The organism is Paenibacillus sp. MMS18-CY102, from assembly GCF_009789195.1.
Taxonomy (GTDB): domain Bacteria; phylum Bacillota; class Bacilli; order Paenibacillales; family Paenibacillaceae; genus Paenibacillus_T.
In genome coordinates this window covers 113663-131978 of sequence record NZ_WSTC01000015.1, presented here as the reverse complement: position 1 = coordinate 131978, position 18316 = coordinate 113663, and the positions used below count along the sequence as shown (strand labels likewise).

Below are 18316 nucleotides of genomic sequence, written 5' to 3'. Positions count from 1 at the left end.
TTAGAAAAGAGGTGTTATGCACAACGAATCATTACTGCACAACAACATCTGCATGCACATAATTACTGCGCCGCGCCTGGTTGGAACAGCTCGAACAACTCGCCGTCTGGCCCGTAAAAGAAGAAATAACGGCTGCCATCGGGCAGTGTCGTGATTTCCGTATCGCGCAGCGGCACTTGCAGTTGCTTAATTCGCGTGAATTCTGCTTCGACATCATCAACTGTGAAGGCAACGTGATGTACTTTGCCTTCGGCGGGCAGCTCGCTATTGTAGCCTTCAATTAGTTCGATTTCGGTTTCCTCATGCCCAGGGAAAGCAAGGAAAGCGAGGCGAATGACCCCATTGCTGTGCGTCATCGTTTTGCGATGCTCCAGACCTAGCACTTTCGTATAATAGCTAATCGAAAGCTCGATATTCGTTACCATAATGCCGACATGCTCCATTTTGCGGATTGCCATTGCCAATCGCTCCTTTGTTTTTGCTAGAAATCGTTATGCATGCTCGGAAATCTCTTATAATGGGGTGCCAACAGCGCTGCATTATTGCCGTTTGCGGCTGCGCTCGATTGCGATCAAATAAGGGGCAGCCGGCTTCTGTACCATTCGATACACAACTGCTTGCCCGACAGCCGCCGGCAGTGCAGCACACCATTGCATGACTGCCTCTGCCTCGTCATCGCCGCCCGGATGCCCGGGGTAGAGGACGCAAGTCAGAATGCCTCCCGGCTTCAGCAGGGCGAGCGCCTCTGATAAGGCAGCTATCGATGAATCTGGCTTTGTAATAACGGAAGGATCGGCGCCGGGCAAGTAGCCAAGATTAAACATAACAGCAGCGACCCCTCCTGCATGCTTGGGCAGCACATGTGCAGCCATTCGTTCATGGCTGTCCAACACGAGCTGTAGGGCGGGCAGCCGCCCCTCGCCTTCAAGAGGCGCTAAACGATTGCGTGTCGCTTGAAGCGCAGCCTCTTGAATATCGAAGGCATAAACGGTCCCTCGGGGACCAACGAGCTCTGCGAGAAAACGGGTATCGACTCCGTTGCCGGCAGTCGCATCAATGACTGCTTCTCCTGGCGAGACGCGCTCTCGAATCCACTGATGAGCTGTACTGAGTACGGAAAGAAAGCCCATCGCTGTCACCCCTTCCAGAGCCGGCCCTGCCATGTATTGCGGCGGATTAGCTCGGCGTCGATTGCATTTAGTACTGCCCACTTATTTAAACTCCACATCGGGCCGATGAGCAAGTCGCGCGGGGCGTCGCCCGTCAGGCGATGTATGGCCATCTCCGGAGGCAGAAGCTCTAGTGAGTCGGCGATAAGGCTGACATATTCGTCCATTTCAAGAAAACGGAGCAGTCCGGCTTCATGCTGCTTGGCCATTGGCGTTTTGCGCATCAGGTGGAGCAGATGGATCTTGATGCCCTGCACATCCATTCGGGCCACTGCCCGGCAAGTATCCATCATCATTTCATGCGTCTCTTGCGGAAGGCCGTAGATAATATGCGTGCAGATCCGAATGCCGCGGGCGCGAAGCCGGCGAACGGCATCTTCATAGCAGGCGGTATCGTGAGCACGATTAATAAGCTCGGAAGTCGATTCATGAACTGTCTGCAGCCCCAATTCGAGCCACAAGTATGTCCGCTCATTCAGCTCGGCCAAGTAGTCAATGACGTCGTCCGGCAAGCAATCCGGGCGTGTCGCTATCGATAAGCCGACGACGCCGGGCTGCTTAAGAATCGTTTCAAAATATTCCCGCAGCTCTTCAACCGGCGCATAGGTGTTCGTATAGGCCTGAAAGTATCCGATGTACTTGGCGTTAGGCCACTTCTGATGCTGGCGGTCGCGTATCGTATTGAATTGCGTAACGAGATCGTCGCGCCGGCTGCCGGCAAAATCGCCCGATCCCCTTGCACTGCAAAACGTACAGCCGCCTTTAGCGATCGAACCATCCCGATTCGGGCAGGTGAAGCCCGCGTCGAGCGTGACCTTGAAGACCTTCTCGCCGAATTGCTCCCGCATTTCATAATTCCATGTATGGAAACGTTTGTCGTTCCACAGCATCGGCTGTTCTGGCGTAACGGCGTTGCTTGCGATTGTCATAATTGCTCCTTCTCTTGAACCACGTTGTTCCGGTATTGCCCATTACCGTTTATTGTAGCGAAATTCCGGCCGGAACGCCATGATTAGGCAGGAAGGCAATGCAAAATATGCTGGAAATAAATTAGCCCGATTTTCGAAAAACACTTGCTATACCTAACATGATGTGTTAAATTAAAAGTGCGACAAATCAATGAAAAACACATTTTCTCTTCCATCGCAACGTATGACATATAATGTCGATTTTCTGGTAATAATATTGAAAAAATCGATGAGGTGATGCGCAATGAATACGGGATTGAAGATTCCACATGGCGAAGATAAAGTGAAGGTTGAGTTGACGGTTAAGGAACTGATGGTGTTGGCAGGGGCGCGTTTCCCTAACAATCATGTTCTGGAAGTGGCCGCTCGCAAGAAGCTGAACGAAGTGCTCGAACAAACCTATGAAATTGAGGCAGGCGGCAGCCGGGACGCCCTTTCATACGATTACTTAAATTAATAGGCGCATGTAAGCAAGCGCTTACGGCCCATATGATGGTAACCCAAGCGACAGCCCGCGATCGAGTGCAGGCTGTCCTTTCTTTTTGCATTCGCCCCTTTACATTCCGGCTTATCTTAGGCACAATAGTTCTAGTTTTTGAATTGGAGGACGAAGAGACGATGCGGTTACGCGGTAGAAAAGGGATTCTTGAAAGCATAGAGAGCCAGCCTGAGCTTGTTGTATTAGATGGGACTGCTTATAAAGGGCGCTGGCATGAGTTTTTTGGCAATGACCAGCCGATTTATGTCGAGCTAGGGATGGGAAAAGGGCAGTTTATTAGCACGATGAGCTTCCGTAATCCGAATATCAACTATATCGGCGTTGACATGTACGATGAGCTTATTCGCCGCGGCGCTGAGAAAGCGCGCAACATTTGGGCGGAGCGCGGCGTAGACAGCCCGCCGAACTTAGCGCTGCTTCGCGCTAATATTGAAGGAATAGAAAATATATTCGACAAAGGCGAACTGGAACGCGTGTATCTGAACTTCAGCGACCCGTGGCCAAAGGCTAAACATGCCCGCCGCCGGCTGACGCATCCGCGGTTCGTTCGCAAATATATGGAAGCATTGAATGAACGTGGCGAAATTCATTTTAAGACCGATTCCCAGTCATTGTTTGAGTTCTCGCTTAACAGCTTTGCGGACATGGAGCTTTTAACCCGCAATATTGCGCTTAATTTGCACAAGGATGGCTTGCGCGATGATCTCGTGCCAACCGAGTATGAGATGAAGTTTTACGAGCGTGGGCAAAACATCCATCGCATCGAGGTGCTGATTGGCGAAGAACCGATTGCAGCTTGGCGCCAGGCAAAGCGTGATGCAGCATCTGCAGAAACGGCTGAAGCTGCGAACCCGGACTCGGACGAAGAGGATGAGCAAGGCGCGCCAGAAGCTTAGGGCATGCTAGAGCGGCCAGTTCAAGACGATGATTGCGCTCGTTGTTGTTCCTAGCAGGAATCCGGCCATGACGTCAGATGGATAGTGAAGCCCGAGGTACATGCGTGACCATGCCACGGACAAGCCGACGAGCAGCGCTGCGGGGATAGTATAGGTGGCTGATGCGCCTTCTGCGAGCGTTATGGGGAGAAGCCAAGCAAAGATGGCTGTCGTATGGCCCGATGGGAAGGACGAGTCCTTGAGCGGGCTTCGGCAAGCATGGATGAAAGGAAGCTTCTGATAAGGGCGAAGCCTGCGAAAGCGCCGTTTCATGATTGCTACCGGCAGATGGCTCAGCGCGACGGCAACTAAACACTGCCAGCCAGCAGCGCGCCACAGGCTGGAGCTGCTGGATATCGCGATAAGCAATCCAGTTGCGAGTGTAAACGTAGCCCCGCCCATATGCGTTGCCGTACTGAGCCATCTGCCGAGGCAGGCTTGGATCCAACGGTTGGCCGATCGCCGGTTGGCGAACAACAGCAATTGGCGGTCTTGGGTGCGAAGCCATCCCATCATGCGCTCCATCCAGATCCCTCCGTTAGGGGCATAGCGCCCGAATCGTTACCGTTCCGCCTAGCAGCGGAGCGGTTTTTTGTGTTGCTGATAATGTAGCATTGCATTGTTCGCGCTATGTCAACGGGGTGATAAACGAATATTAATGAACCTTTAAAGCGGCGTTGATGCCGCGGTAACAGTCCTTGTTTATATTTAACGAATGTTAGTGCAATGGCTGCGTACAATGAGGCTGAGGTGCGATTTTATTCGATAAAGCCCGAAGCGGAGGCGATCTGCGATGCGTTTGGCTCTTTTTACCGATACGTATGACCCAGAGGTTAACGGAGTTGCCAGGACGCTAGGCCGATGGACGGAATATTTGCGGCAACAAGGGGTAGAGGTTCAAGTGTTTGCGCCAGATCCTGCACTCGGCCACGCACCGCGGCAATCGTCCATTCAAGTGCAGCGGTTCGCTTCATTGCCATTCTTTCTATACCCGGAATGCAGATGGGCACTGCCCAATCCGTTTCCGGTTCGCCGCGCGTTGCTTGATTTCAAGCCAACGCTTATTCATGTTGCTACGCCATTCAATATGGGGCTGTTCGGCATTCACTATGCCAAAAAACTGCACATTCCATTGGTAGCATCGTACCATACGCATTTTGACCGCTATTTGCCGTTTTACAATCTTCAGTGGATGGTAAAGATGTTATGGAGGTACATGGTATGGTTTCATCAGGACTGCCATTCGATCTTCGTGCCCTCACCCTCCACTCGCTCTGATCTGGTTCAGCGGGGATGGCGCGAGGAGCGGCTGCAGGTATGGCCAAGAGGCATTGCGCAGGACCAGTATTATCCGGGGGCCAATCGCTCTGAAGTGTTGGCGTCGCATGGCATCGAGCCGGATCGTTTTGCCGTGCTTTATGTTGGAAGGTTGGCGCCAGAGAAAGATATCGGCATAGCGATTGATGCATTCGAGCAGTTTCGCGCAGCGAGCTGCCCAGAGGCAGTTCTCCTTATTGCAGGAGACGGCCCCTCCGCGGCTGAGCTGGCCGAGCGCTGCAAACGGGACCAATTGCCGGTGTCGTTCCTCGGATTCACAGAGCTGCCTGTGCTGCGCGAGTTATATGCGGCCGCTGACATTTTCCTATTTCCTTCTTCGACAGAAACGTTCGGCAATGTCGTCCTCGAGGCCATGGCTTCAGGCACGCCCGTCGTATGTGCTGCTGCAGGAGGAGTGGCGGACACGGTTAGGCATCGGGAGAATGGGTTACTTTGCGAGCCAGGCAATGTCGAGGCATTCGCAAGCGCGCTAGGGCTGTTGTACCGGAATCCGGAGCTGCGCCTTATTCTGGCAGAACGCGGGATTGCTTATGCCCAGAGCCAGTCATGGGAGGCCATATTCGATCGGCTGCTGTCACAATTTCGGGAAGCTGAAGCGGGAGAAGGGGGCAAGACGGTTCACCGTTTTGTCACATGAGGGGGCAAATCGAACGGAACCGAATTGTCGATTCATTCGTTAAGGAGTACGTAAGCATTAAAAATGCCGCAAATGGATGAAAATAAGGGGGATGCAGGCGCAATTCGGGGCAACAGGGAAGTTCAGTTGCCATGGAAGCGTTTTTCCAAGCGTAAAAGGCGATATGGGCGCTAAAACCGTTTTTGACAAAGCTGTCCGAACGGTGCAAAATTCACTATGGTCGCAAAAAAATAATTTCTAAATATATAGAACGTCTTCGGACGGCGACCGTAGATGGATATAGTTGCGATGATCATGCTGCCAGTTACCAAATAACAGAGAGAGAAGACATTAAAAAAGGGGTCAAGGGGGCAAAATAAAAAATGTTAAATGTTTTAGTGATGGCGTTTCAAGTGTTCTTAGCGTTTGTTGGCGTGTACCAGTTCGTGCTTGCGCTGTTCGGGATTTACCGGAAAAAGAGCAGCCGCCGCCATGAACCGAAGAAGTCATTCGCCGTACTCGTCGCTGCGCATAACGAGGAGCAAGTCGTAGGCGCGCTGATTGAGAATTTGCAAAATCTAGATTATCCAAAAGAGTTATATGATATTTTTGTCATTTGCGACAACTGCACGGATGGAACAGCTGATATCGCGCGCAGCTATGGCGTGAATGCATGCGTTCGCAAGAACACGACCCTTAAGGGCAAAGGTTACGCGATTGAGTGGATGCTCAAAGAGCTTTGGAGCATGCCGCGCCAATACGACGCAGTGGTCATGTTCGATGCGGACAACTTGTGCAACAGCGATTTCCTTCACCTGATGAATGACGACCTGTGCGATGGCCACCAAGTTATTCAAGGCTATCTCGACACGAAGAACCCGAACGATTCGTGGGTAACTGCGGCATACGGCATTACGTATTGGTATTGCAACCGTTTGTGGCAGCTGTCCCGCCGCAATTTGAAAATGGCCAACTTCTTGGGCGGCACAGGCATGTGCTTCGAGTCCAAGCTGCTCAAAGATATGGGATGGGGAGCAACAAGCCTTGTTGAGGATCTTGAGTTCACGATGCGTTGCATTCAGCGCGGCGTACATCCAGTGTTGAATTACGATGCCAAAGTGTATGATGAAAAGCCGGTGTCGTTCCGCGCTTCTGCGCGCCAACGCCTCCGCTGGATGCAAGGGCACTTTAACGTTGCCCGCCACTATTTCTTCCCGCTGCTGTGGGCAAGCATCAAGGAGCGCAGCTTCGTTAAATTTGATGCGGCGCTGTATTCGGTCTCCGTTTACAACACATTTATCGGATTCATGATGACGCTGATGCTGTGGGGCGACAACCTGATCCCTGCGGATAATCTCTTCGGCTCTATTTATGAGTACCTGCCTTGGTGGGTAGTTGGCGTAGCAATTGTGGCTTCCGTCGTGATGTTCCCGCTGTCGCTTATCCCTGAGAATGTCCGTAACTGGCGGATGTATGCGCATCTTCTTACACTGCCGTTCTTCCTTCTGTCGTGGTGGCCGATTACGTTCTATGCGTTCTTCACACAGAACAATAAGCAATGGAGCCATACGCAGCATACGCGTGTTATCCGGCTTGAAGAGGTACAAAGCAAGCAGGTTAGCTGATCCAATTGTTTTGCAGCCTTGTGTTGACGCCGGATATACCGGTATGCTATAGTAATCCGGTAACACTAAAACTTATCGCGAAAGAAGAGGCACCCGCTTCTCACCTGCCTGGCAGTTAAGCCAACTGGTTATATGCGACCGATCGAATATGCTGCACGCTCAATCCATTAGGAGATGGCGTTGCACTAACGAATGGTTATGGCATGCGGGTCCTGATGGACCCGCATTTTTATTTGGGTGAATACATGAGAAACTAATTTATGGAGGTGGCACGTTATTAGCAGAGAACATCAAATTAATGACGAAATTCGAGCTCGCGAGGTACGTATTGTAGGCGCAGAAGGTGAACAGATCGGCATTAAGCCGATTCGCGAAGCACTTCAGATGGCAATTGATCTGAGCATGGATCTCGTTAATGTCGCACCGCAAGCCAAGCCGCCGGTATGCCGCATCATGGACTACGGCAAATTCCGTTACGAGCAGCAGAAGAAAGAGAAGGAAGCGCGCAAAAACCAAAAGATCGTTGATCTTAAGGAAGTGTGGTTCCGTTCGAATATCGAGGAAAACGACTACCAGACGAAACTTCGCAATGTCGTGAAGTTTTTGAAGGAAGGCGACAAAGTAAAGTGCTCCGTTCGTTATCGTGGACGTGAGATCGCGCATGCCGCGATCGGACAACGGATCCTTGATCGCCTCTCAAAAGAAGTCGCCGAATTATGCAGCGTGGAGCGTGTCCCTAAACTGGAAGGCCGCAGTATGATCATGATTTTGGCGCCCAAAATAACTAGCTAACATTATCAAGGAGGAACAATCGAATGCCTAAGATGAAAACGCACAGCAGTCTGAAAGACCGCTTCAAAATTACCGGTACGGGCAAAGTGAAACGCTTCAAAGCGTACAGAAACCACTTGCTTTCCCACAAATCCGGCCGTCAAAAACGCGTTTTGGCTGGTCAACCGCTCATGGCAGCTGGCGACGTTCGCCGTCTGCAACAAGGTTTGGCTAACCTGAAATAGTCCATTATCGCGAGCCTCGCGATGCAATTCATAAACTAAAACAACACTCAGGAGGTCTTCACTCATGGCAAGAGTTAAAGGCGGATTCGTCCGCGCTCGTCGTCGTAAACGGATTTTGAAGCTTGCGAAAGGTTACTTCGGTTCGAAACATCGCCTGTTTAAAACAGCAAAAGAGCAAGTAATGAAATCGTTGCTCTACGCATACCGCGACCGTCGCCAAGTTAAACGCGACTTCCGCAGACTGTGGATCGTACGTATCAACGCGGCAGCGCGTCTGAACGGTCTTTCCTACAACAAATTCATGTACGGCTTGAAACTTGCTGGCATCGAAGTTAACCGCAAAATCCTCGCTGACCTCGCAGTCAACGATATTAGCGCGTTCAACTCGCTCGCAGGTGTAGCGAAACAAAAAATTAACGCTTAGTATGGCGTTATATTAAAGCCTCGTCCTAATATGGGACGAGGCTTTTTGCTGTGTATATATGATGGGGGTACAAACAAACAAGCCAGCTCAGATCCTATCGCATAGTCTGTAAGACAACGGGAAAGGAGGGATTTGGCATGCAGCATGTTTCCGAACAGGATGTAAGGAAACTGATCGGCAAATCCATCTATGCAACTCGGCGGGATGGCTCAGTCGTACTGGGCAAATTAACACGCTTCCATGATAATAAGCTTTATATGGAGCCGTTTGGCAAAAGCGGCGACGTGCACACTAGAGCGATACTGCCTCTCGTATTGTTTGACTTGCTCGCAATCGGCTTGTTTGCTGGCGGCGGCTTTGGAGGAGGCTTTGGCGGGGGCAAGTGTTGCCCGCCGTACGGCGGCGGACCAGGTTATGGCGGCGGCTATGGCGGTGGACCGGGATATGGCCCGTATGGGGGCGCTGGGTACAACCAATATGGCGGTGGCGGATATGGGCCATACGGACCAAAAGGCAGTGGCGGATTTTATTAAGCCAATCGGCCAGTAGCTAGCGGCGGCGGTTAGAAGAACGCCGGGTGAGCAATGGGCTGCCTAGAGGCTTTTTCATTTCATGGCAGCGAATCGGTTCGACGAATCGAGTGGCGCGGTAACCGAGGTTCTCATAAAACCGAAGTGCCGCGCCGTTGCTTTGGTCAACATATAACAGGGACGTTGTACAGCCTTGCGCTAGCCCATAGGCTTCTGCAGCCTCCATTAATCGTTTCCCTGTGCCGCGTTTGCGGCAAGTTGGATGCACGGCCAGAAGATCAACGTATAACGTTTCGCCTTGTGCGATGGAGTGGACGAATGCATAAGTATCATTTGTTACTGAATATGCAGCGACATGCGTGGCGCCAATATCAAGCCGGGCGCGGAGTTCCTCGGACGTAGGAGCGTCATGCAAGGAGTATAGGTAGGAGTAAGGGATAATTTCTTTGCGAATCAGCTCCAGAATAGGCGAATCATCTAGTCGGGCTTTTCTTATGCGAATAGGCACTGGCGGCAGCCTCCTTGCGCGTTCGTTGCAATAGTGTATGCGATGCCGTAATGGCTGGTTATATCGATACATAACTTTTCCGTGCCTGTTGCATACTAGGCTTGACGAACGTAATCACCAGGCATATAATAGGGTTTAAGCTAATACGTAATCGGCAATGATGAGGACGAAGTGTTAAGGGCTCTTTTGCTCAGAGAGCGGATGGAATTTGCTGCAACCATCGCCAAAACCCCTTTTCGACGAGCTCACCTCGGAGCCATTCTCTTGAAAAGCGAATACAATTCGCGCATTAGGGAGAATCGCTTGGCACACGTTACTGTGCTCATGGTAGGAATGTTTGGCGTTCGCGCTGTTCTTACCTGTCGAGGTTATGCATTGCGAGATGCGTAACAAATCTGGGTGGTACCACGGAAGATATGCCTTTCGTCCCGTTGCTTAATTGGAAGCAACGGAGGCGAAAGGCTTTTTTGTTGTTTGTTGGTTGAATGAAAGGAGAGATGAAGGATGGCGACGCAAGGGACAACGCTTCGTTCAAAACAAGAGCTTATCGAGAAAATGAGCAAACCGGAGGTCATTTCCGGTTCGGAAATATTGCTTCGCAGTCTAGTGCTGGAGGGTGTCGAATGCGTATTCGGCTATCCGGGCGGTGCCGTATTGTATATCTACGATGCGATGCACGGATTTGATGATTTCAATCATATTCTGACCCGCCATGAGCAAGGGGCAATCCATGCTGCAGACGGCTACGCGCGTGCTAGCGGCAAGGTTGGCGTCTGTATCGCAACATCTGGTCCAGGCGCTACAAACTTGGTAACAGGCATCGCAACGGCGTATATGGATTCTGTTCCGCTCGTTGTCATTACAGGCAACGTTGCGACTTCGGCAATTGGTACAGATGCGTTCCAAGAAGCGGACATCACAGGCATTACGATGCCGATCACGAAGCACAGCTACCTTGTACGTAACGTAGAGGATCTGCCACGCGTCATTCATGAAGCGTTCCATATCGCGAATTCCGGCCGTAAAGGCCCGGTTCTCATCGATATTCCGAAGGACGTATCGGCGCACAAAACATTGTTTAAGCCAGCAGTTGGCGAAGTAGCGCTTCGCGGCTATAACCCAACGGTATCGCCTAAGAAGCAGCAAGTTGACAAGATGCTTAAAGCGATTGAAGAAGCAGAGCGCCCGCTCATTCTTGCAGGCGGCGGCGTTGTATATTCCGGCGCCCATGAGGAGCTGCTGGCATTCGCAACGAAAACGAATATTCCAGTAACGACTACACTTCTAGGCCTTGGCGGCTTCCCAAGCGGCAACGACCTGTGGGTAGGCATGCCAGGCATGCACGGCGCTTACGCGTCGAATAAAGCGATTCAAGGTTCGGATCTTCTTATCAATATCGGCGCGCGCTTCGATGACCGCGTTACGATGAAGCTGGACGGCTTTGCGCCGAACGCGAAGATCGTCCATATTGATATCGATCCAGCAGAGATTGGCAAGAACGTTGCTACAGACATTCCAATCGTTGGCGATATTAAAACCGTGCTCGAATTGGCGAACCAAGATGCTAAACCAGCGACGAAAGCGGACGCTTGGCGCGCACTGATTACGAAGATGAAGGCTGAAAATCCACTGTCGTATGTGGATTCGGATGTCGAGCTGAAGCCGCAATGGGTCGTTGAGCTTCTTCACGAGACGACTAATGGCGATGCAATCGTCACGACGGACGTAGGCCAACACCAAATGTGGGCTGCGCAATATTACAAATTCAATAAGCCGCGCTCGTTCGTAACATCCGGCGGCCTTGGCACGATGGGCTTCGGTTTCCCTTCGGCCATTGGCGCCCAGATGGCGAATCCGGATCGCACAGTCGTTTCCATCAACGGTGACGGCGGCATGCAGATGTGTGCGCAAGAGCTTGCAATCTGCGCGATTAACAACATCCCTGTTAAGGTTGCGATCATTAACAACCAAGTGCTGGGCATGGTTCGCCAGTGGCAAGAAATCATCTATGACAACCGTTATAGCCATATCGATCTGGCAGGAAGCCCAGACTTCGTTAAGCTTGCAGACGCTTATGGCGTAAAAGGTTTCCGTGCTACGAACAAGGAAGAAGCGCGTGCAGCATGGGAAGCGGCGCTTGCCCATCCTGGTCCTGCGGTCGTTGAATTCGTCGTCCGCAAAGGAGAAAACGTGTATCCAATGGTTACGCAAGGAAACACGATCGACGAAATGATCTTGGGGGAAACGGAATGAAGAAACATACGGTAGCAGTCCTCGTAAATGATCAGCCCGGCGTACTTCAGCGCGTATCTGGCCTGTTCGGCCGCCGCGGCTTTAATATTGAGAGCATTACGGTAGGCTCAAGTGAAGAGCCAGGCTTGTCCCGCATGGTTATCGTAACGTCAGGTGACGATAACACGCTGGAGCAAATTACGAAGCAGCTTTATAAGCTGATCGACGTAATCAAAGTTGTCGATGTCAGCGGCAGCCCGATGGTTGCCCGCGAGCTCGCGCTCATCAAGGTGGGCGCGGAGCCCGCGGCTCGGCCGGAGGTGCTCGGCGTCGTCGAGACGTTCCGTGCAGCTATTGTGGATATCGGTCCATCGACCATGATCGTGCAAGTTGTAGGCGATACGGAGAAAATCGATGCAATGGTCGAGCTTCTCAAGCCTTACGGCATTCGCGAGCTGTCCCGTACAGGTGTCACGGCTATGATTCGCGGCAACGCGAAATAGTATCGTACGGGCCAACTTATCTTATTGCATAAGGAAACCCATTATCTTTCGACGCTCAGATCATGTATGATGGATAATGGCATGTGCAAGCTGCATTCATTCAAGCTGCTCAGATGGCGGACAAGCCGCATATGAGCCTATCATTCAACAACACCCTTTCATTGGGCGGGTGTTTAAGCAGGGAACACGACGGGGCGCAGGTTCGTCCACGCCTTCGCCGCTTCTCCGTTTAAACACCCGCTCAATGAGGGTTCAATTTAAAGGAGGCAATTTTACAATGGCAGTTACTTTGTACTATGAAAAAGACGCAGACCAAAGCGTTCTAGCAAACAAAACAATCGCAGTTATCGGTTATGGCTCCCAAGGCCATGCACAAGCACAAAACCTTCGCGACAGCGGCCTGAAAGTAATTATCGGCCTTCGCCCAGGCAAATCGGCTGACAAAGCTAAAAACGATGGCTTCGAAGTACTGAACGTAGCTGAAGCAGTTAAACTTGCAGACGTTGTTCAAATCCTCATGCCAGACGAAACGCAAGCTAAAGTATATTCGGAAGAAATCAAGCCTAACCTCAAAAAAGGCGCAGCTCTGATGTTCTCCCACGGCTTCAACGTTCACTATGGCCAAATCGTTCCAGATAAAGATACAGACGTACTTCTCGTTGCTCCTAAATCGCCGGGCCACATGGTTCGCCGTACGTACGAAGAAGGCTTCGGCGTTCCTGGCTTGATCGCAATCGAGCAAGACGCTACGGGCAATGCAAAAGCAATCGGCCTGGCATATGCTAAAGGCATCGGCTGTACGCGTGCAGGCGTTATCGAAACTTCGTTCCGCGAAGAGACGGAAACGGATCTGTTCGGTGAGCAAGCAGTACTTTGCGGCGGCGCTACCGCTCTCGTTAAAGCAGGTTTCGAGACGCTTGTTGAAGCTGGCTATGCACCAGAAATGGCTTACTTCGAGTGCTTGCATGAGCTGAAGCTGATCGTTGACATGATGTACGAAGGCGGCATGGCTTCGATGCGCGACTCGATCTCCAACACAGCTGAATACGGCGACTACGTTACAGGTCCACGCGTTGTAACGGACGAGACGAAAAAAGCGATGAAAGCAGTTCTGGATGACATTCAATCCGGCCGCTTCGCTCGCGACTTCATCCTCGAGAACCAATCGAACAAAGCAATGATGACGGCTACTCGCCGCCGCGAAGCAGAACATCCAATCGAGCAAGTTGGCGGACAACTGCGTGAATTGATGCACTGGATCAAGAAGTAATAACCGCTTGTACAAGCGATTATAAGCATTAACTTATCCCGGTTCACGGACAGCCGTGGGCATCCCTCTTCGGATGGATGCCCACCGTGCATGTCTGCTTGCACCGGGACATTTAGTTTCCCGGAGGTGTAACGGCATGCGCAAGATTTATATTTTCGACACGACACTCCGCGACGGGGAGCAATCTCCGGGCGTTAACTTGAATACGAAAGAAAAAGTGGAAATCGCTTTGCAGCTCGAAAAGCTCGGAGTCGACCGTATGGAGGCTGGCTTCCCGGCTGCGTCCCCCGGCGACTTGGCCGCAGTAAATGCGGTTGCCCGTGCCGTTAAGAATGCAAGCGTTATCGGCTTGTCGCGTTCCCGCGAGCAAGATATCGATGCAGCTCGTGAAGCGTTGAAGGACGCGCAGGACCCTTGCCTTCACTTGTTCTTAGCAACGAGCCCAATCCATCGCAAGCACAAGCTGCGCATGGAGAAGGACCAAGTGCTGGAGACGGCTGAGCGTGCGATTCGTTATGCGAAGCAATATTTCTCCAAAATCGAGTTTTCACCAGAGGACGCTGGACGTACGGAGCTTGATTTCCTCGTGCAAGTAACGGAAATGGCAATTCGCGCAGGCGCGACTGTCGTTAATATTCCAGACACGGTTGGTTATTTGAATCCGCTAGAGTTCGGCAACATTTTCAAGACGCTTAAAGAGAACGTAACGGGCATCGAGAAAATTCAGCTGAGCGCGCACTGCCACGATGACCTCGGCATGGCGACGGCGAACGCGCTGGCCGCTGTCCTCAACGGTGCTGACCAGATTGAGGGCACGATCAACGGCATTGGCGAGCGTGCAGGCAATACGGCGATCGAAGAGGTAGCATTGGCGCTGGCTACTCGTGCTGATTACTTCGGGGCGACGACGTCGCTTAACCTGAAGGAAATTGCGAAGACGAGCCGTCTGGTCAGCAAGCTGACTGGCATGCCGGTACCGGGCAACAAAGCGATTGTCGGCGCGAACGCGTTCGCTCACGAGTCGGGCATCCATCAGGATGGCATGCTCAAAGAGAAAACGACGTACGAGATTATCTCGCCAGAGACGATCGGGCTGAAGGAATCGAAGCTGGTCCTCGGCAAGCACTCCGGACGCCACGCTTTCCGTGAGAAGCTGATTGACCTTGGCTACGAGCTGGAAGACGAAGCGGTGAACGTGGCATTTGCAAAGTTTAAGGACGTTGCTGACCGTAAAAAGGATGTAACCGACGAAGACATTCATGCGATGCTGGAAGAGAAGCTGGCGGAGTCCCCAAGCATCTATTCGTTCCAGACGATTGAAGTGCATTACGGCAACCAATCGGTGCCGACTGCAACGATCCGCATCGAGAAAACGAACGAGGGCGTTAAAGAAGCAACGGCGGAGGGCAATGGCTCCGTTGACGCGATCTATAATGCCATCGATAAGCTGACGGGCGAGGAAGTTGAACTGGAGGACTACTCCATCAAGTCGGTCTCGCACGGCAAGGACGCGCTTGGCGAAGTTCATGTCGTTCTGCTCCAGAACGAAGTAACGGCACAAGGCCGCGGCCTGAGCACGGATATTCTTGAAGCGAGCGCACGTGCTTATGTTGACGCATTGAACCGTTTGATTGACAAGCGCCAATCACCGGGACGCCGCGACAAGATGAGCCTCATCTAATCGCAATAACAATGAAAGCCCCTTGAACGATGATGGACACCATGAGAATGGCCATTGGCGTAAGAGGGGCTTTTGTATACTGTTAGGTACAATGGCTGGAAAGCGGTGGAGAGATGACGATATATATTGCATTGCTTAGGGGCATTAACGTAGGCGGGAAAAATAAAATCAAAATGGCCGATCTAAGGGAAGCACTGGAAGGGCTGGGCTTGTCGAAGGTTCAAACCTATATTCAAAGTGGTAACGTGCTGCTTGAATCAGGTGAGGATGAGGATACGCTGCGCCAGCGCATTGAGCAAGAGGTGGAGCGGTCGTTTCAGATCAAGCTTAAGGTGATCATAAGAACGTCTGGCCAATTGAATGCGATAGTAGCGGACTGTCCGTTTACAATGGAGCAAATTGCCCATGCAGAAGCGGCTTCCGATAGCGAGAGCCTCTACGTTACGATGCTGCAAGAGGAGCCTCAGGCTGAGCGGCTGGACAAGCTGAGCACATATGCCACACCAGAGGAGCAGTATCGGGTCGCAGGAAACAATATTTTTCTTTTATTTAATGAGAGCATACGGAATTCCAAGCTAGCGGTGCAAATCGAGAAGCTAGGCGTGCCGACCACGACACGAAATTGGAAAACGATCAATAAGCTAGTCCAGCTTGCGAATGCGATGGTTGAAGGCTAGACTGCATAAACGAAATAAAAGATAGATAGAAAACCGCCTTGAGGAAGGCGTTTTTTTATTTTGTATAGGGGAGGGGGGAAGGAGCGGGCTTTAGCAGGTCTTTAAACAGGGGGGCAGTAGTTACATGCTATAATGAGACAGGTTTCCACTTTTCACTGTTACAGATAAGGAGATTACTGTCATGACGTTCGTAATGGCCATATTGTGGATGACTTCGCTGTTGCTGCTTTTAACAAACCGGAGGAGCCCAGCAGTTAGATGGCTGAGCTTGGTCGCTTTCTGCGGTGGGATCGGCGCGCTGGCTTCCGTCATGGAAAGCTGGATTGTGGCGTATGAGAGCAGCGCTGCGGCGCTTGAAACGAAAGTGCTGCTGCTGCGCAGGCTTCAACGTGGATGCTCGTGGATTAGCTATTATGGCTTGCCATACAGCTATTTGTTGTTTGCGGCGGGCTATCATACGGAAGCGATTCCGCGTCGAGTGGCTAAGATATTGCCGTATGCAGCACTTATTCCGCCTATTATTATGCTCGGTGTGCCGATTGCAGACCATTTGCCGGTACCCTATGGCCCTCTAGCATGCTGGGCAATTCCATATAGCGTTCTTGGAACGTTAATCATTATAACAAAACGAGCGACGCATCCTGCGGAGCGGCGTGCGCATTTGATTGTAACGGCGGCCGTGCTGCCGGCAGTTTTGTTTGCCGTGGCGATGAATTACATTTTGCCCGTACTCGGCGTTTATCGGATGTGGCGGTATAACGTGTGGTCCATCCCGGTTGGGTTCGGCATATTTGTCGTATCCTTGTTCAAATATGGGTTTCTCGGCGTCCAGCTCATGATTGAGCGCCGCCGTTTAGATTCCTCCATGCGGGCGATTACGAGCGGGACGGCGATGATGAATCATGCCATTAAGAATGATATCGCCAAAATCAAGCTGTTCGCTGAACATATGGGACGGTCAACCGCGGGAGCGGGCAACCGGGAGGATGCAGCGGTCATTGTACGCGCAGCAGAGCATATAGAGGCGATGATTCGAAGCGTTCACGAGCGGACGCAGGAGCTTGTTTTAAGCCCGGAAGTTGTGAATGTGGAAGAGCTTGTGCGAAGGCAGACCGAAGCCGTTACAGTGGCGGCTGAAGCTGCTGGCGTACATATCATCTATCAAGAAGAGCATGCTGGGATTGAAGTATTTGCCGACGTTGCGCAGACGGAGGAAGCCATCCACAATGTGCTCCGTAACGCGTTGGAAGCGATGCCTAGAGGCGGGCAACTGACGATTATAGTTTCAGGCGGCAAACGAGGGGCGATGGTCGCTATTCGAGATACGGGCAGCGGCATCGAGCGGCATAATTTGCTGAAAGTAACGGAGCCGTTCTTTACGACGAAGAGCGGCAAAGAAATGAATTTTGGGCTCGGCCTTGCTTATAGCAGCCAGCTTATGAACCGACAAGGCGGAGAACTGCGCATTGCGAGTGAATGGGGGAGCGGAACAGAAGTTACCTTCTCGTTCCCGTCGTTGAAACGTTCAATCAAGCGCAGGCAGGCGGCTGCAGCAGGGAAAAGCGCAGAGAAAGCCAGGGGATGCGAAGAAGGAGTGAGGCAATGAACGGGCAGCAGCAATCCATGCAGGCGAAAGAAGGGGAAATTCGTGTCATGCTCGTTGAGGATGATCCCGAGTGGCGGCGAGGGCTGTCCCTTTATTTAAGTGCGGAACCTAATCTTGCGGTTATAGCAGAGACAGGCGATCCTGAGCAGGTTGTGGCATTATGTACGAGCGCGAATCCTGATGTGATTTTACTCGATATTATGATGGCGGATACTCCAGCGGGGCTACGGCTAGCGTCGGAGCTGCCGGCGATTACCTTTGCACGAATCATTATGCTGACATCGATGGAAGATGGCGCGTTCGTGTCGGAGGCGCTGCGCGCAGGGGCTGTTAACTATATTGTAAAGTCGAATTATGCGGACATTCCACATGCGATTCGCCAAGCGGCGGCGGACCGTTCGGCCATTGATGCCTCGGCGGCAAGGCTGGTGTTAGAGGAGCTTAGGCGACTTAAGAAAGTAGAGAGAGAGTACGAGGTCGACCAATTTAAGCGTCAAGTAACGCCGGCCGAGGCGCAGGTGCTATCGATGATTCATGAGGGTTATAGCCAATCGCAGATCGCTGAGCGGTCGTTCTTATCGCTTCGTACTGTGAAAAATCACGTAGGCAATATTTTGCGCAAAATCGGTGTAGGAACCAGTAAAGAAGCGGCTGAGAAAGCGAAGGATATGGGGCTGTTTTAGCTGCAGAATCAACTGGTACCAGGCAAAGTTAGTACT

At 51.8% G+C, this 18316-nt stretch carries 20 protein-coding genes; 15 read left to right on the top strand and 5 right to left on the bottom strand.

Annotated features, from left to right (window positions below):
- Nucleotides 1-62: 62 nt before the first annotated feature.
- The 3 genes from GON22_RS13200 to GON22_RS13190 form a co-directional block, all read right to left on the bottom strand.
- On the bottom strand, nt 63-458 hold the full coding sequence (locus GON22_RS13200) for a VOC family protein (RefSeq protein WP_160396562.1): 396 nt from the start codon (nt 456-458) through the stop codon (nt 63-65).
- An 81-nt stretch (nt 459-539) separates the two neighbouring features.
- Complete coding sequence (locus tag GON22_RS13195; RefSeq protein WP_160396561.1) at nt 540-1130, bottom strand: class I SAM-dependent methyltransferase; 591 nt, start codon at nt 1128-1130, stop codon at nt 540-542.
- Between the two features lie 5 nt (nt 1131-1135).
- Nucleotides 1136-2098, bottom strand: coding sequence for a TIGR01212 family radical SAM protein (locus GON22_RS13190; RefSeq protein WP_160396560.1), 963 nt, complete (start codon nt 2096-2098; stop codon nt 1136-1138).
- Nucleotides 2099-2381: 283 nt separating this feature from the next.
- Here GON22_RS13190 and GON22_RS13185 point away from each other — a divergent pair, with 283 nt between their 5' ends.
- Both GON22_RS13185 and trmB read left to right on the top strand, forming a co-directional pair.
- Entirely contained in the window at nt 2382-2594 is a 213-nt protein-coding gene (locus tag GON22_RS13185; RefSeq protein WP_160396559.1) for a hypothetical protein, read from the top strand.
- Nucleotides 2595-2755: 161 nt separating this feature from the next.
- Entirely contained in the window at nt 2756-3532 is a 777-nt protein-coding gene (trmB, locus tag GON22_RS13180) for a tRNA (guanosine(46)-N7)-methyltransferase TrmB (RefSeq protein WP_160396558.1), read from the top strand.
- Between the two features lie 6 nt (nt 3533-3538).
- Here the strand turns inward: trmB and GON22_RS13175 are convergent, their stop codons facing one another.
- A complete protein-coding gene (locus GON22_RS13175) occupies nt 3539-4096 on the bottom strand; it encodes a phosphatase PAP2 family protein (protein ID WP_160396557.1) in 558 nt (185 codons plus the stop codon).
- Between the two features lie 268 nt (nt 4097-4364).
- Between GON22_RS13175 and GON22_RS13170 the strand changes: the two genes are divergently transcribed.
- The 6 genes from GON22_RS13170 (at nt 4365) to GON22_RS13145 (ending at nt 9123) form a co-directional block, all read left to right on the top strand.
- Nucleotides 4365-5546, top strand: a complete 1182-nt coding sequence (locus tag GON22_RS13170; protein WP_160396556.1) for a glycosyltransferase family 4 protein — start codon at nt 4365-4367, stop codon at nt 5544-5546.
- Nucleotides 5547-5908: 362 nt separating this feature from the next.
- Nucleotides 5909-7150, top strand: coding sequence for a glycosyltransferase family 2 protein (locus GON22_RS13165; protein ID WP_160396555.1), 1242 nt, complete (start codon nt 5909-5911; stop codon nt 7148-7150).
- Nucleotides 7151-7444: 294 nt separating this feature from the next.
- Nucleotides 7445-7942, top strand: coding sequence for a translation initiation factor IF-3 (gene infC, locus GON22_RS13160; protein WP_160396584.1), 498 nt, complete (start codon nt 7445-7447; stop codon nt 7940-7942).
- A gap of 23 nt (nt 7943-7965) precedes the next feature.
- Nucleotides 7966-8166 (top strand): 50S ribosomal protein L35, encoded by a 201-nt coding sequence (gene rpmI, locus GON22_RS13155; protein WP_006037299.1) that lies wholly within the window; start codon nt 7966-7968, stop codon nt 8164-8166.
- A 64-nt stretch (nt 8167-8230) separates the two neighbouring features.
- Nucleotides 8231-8590, top strand: a complete 360-nt coding sequence (rplT, locus tag GON22_RS13150; RefSeq protein WP_160396554.1) for a 50S ribosomal protein L20 — start codon at nt 8231-8233, stop codon at nt 8588-8590.
- Nucleotides 8591-8727: 137 nt separating this feature from the next.
- Nucleotides 8728-9123, top strand: coding sequence for a hypothetical protein (locus tag GON22_RS13145; protein ID WP_160396553.1), 396 nt, complete (start codon nt 8728-8730; stop codon nt 9121-9123).
- 16 nt (nt 9124-9139) lie between these two features.
- Here GON22_RS13145 and GON22_RS13140 read toward each other — a convergent pair whose 3' ends face one another.
- The gene (locus GON22_RS13140) at nt 9140-9628 is read right to left on the bottom strand and encodes a GNAT family N-acetyltransferase (protein WP_160396552.1); all 489 of its coding nucleotides are present in this window, start codon (nt 9626-9628) and stop codon (nt 9140-9142) included.
- A 504-nt stretch (nt 9629-10132) separates the two neighbouring features.
- On the opposite strand from GON22_RS13140, the gene ilvB reads away from it, so the two are divergent.
- From ilvB to GON22_RS13105, 7 genes are all read left to right on the top strand, one after another.
- Nucleotides 10133-11881 (top strand): biosynthetic-type acetolactate synthase large subunit, encoded by a 1749-nt coding sequence (gene ilvB / locus GON22_RS13135; protein WP_160396551.1) that lies wholly within the window; start codon nt 10133-10135, stop codon nt 11879-11881.
- Entirely contained in the window at nt 11878-12363 is a 486-nt protein-coding gene (gene ilvN, locus GON22_RS13130) for an acetolactate synthase small subunit (RefSeq protein ID WP_160396550.1), read from the top strand. Before ilvB ends, ilvN begins: the two co-directional genes overlap by 4 nt.
- A 277-nt stretch (nt 12364-12640) precedes the next feature.
- Nucleotides 12641-13633, top strand: coding sequence for a ketol-acid reductoisomerase (gene ilvC / locus GON22_RS13125; protein ID WP_160396549.1), 993 nt, complete (start codon nt 12641-12643; stop codon nt 13631-13633).
- Between the two features lie 136 nt (nt 13634-13769).
- On the top strand, nt 13770-15314 hold the full coding sequence (locus GON22_RS13120; protein WP_160396548.1) for a 2-isopropylmalate synthase: 1545 nt from the start codon (nt 13770-13772) through the stop codon (nt 15312-15314).
- Between the two features lie 113 nt (nt 15315-15427).
- Complete coding sequence (locus tag GON22_RS13115) at nt 15428-15991, top strand: DUF1697 domain-containing protein (protein WP_160396547.1); 564 nt, start codon at nt 15428-15430, stop codon at nt 15989-15991.
- Between the two features lie 181 nt (nt 15992-16172).
- On the top strand, nt 16173-17597 hold the full coding sequence (locus GON22_RS13110) for a sensor histidine kinase (RefSeq protein ID WP_160396546.1): 1425 nt from the start codon (nt 16173-16175) through the stop codon (nt 17595-17597).
- Nucleotides 17594-18280 carry a response regulator gene (locus GON22_RS13105; protein WP_160396545.1) on the top strand — a complete coding sequence of 229 codons (687 nt, stop codon included), beginning with the start codon at nt 17594-17596 and terminating at the stop codon, nt 18278-18280. The genes GON22_RS13110 and GON22_RS13105 overlap by 4 nt, the downstream gene beginning before the upstream one ends.
- Nucleotides 18281-18316 lie beyond the last annotated feature (36 nt).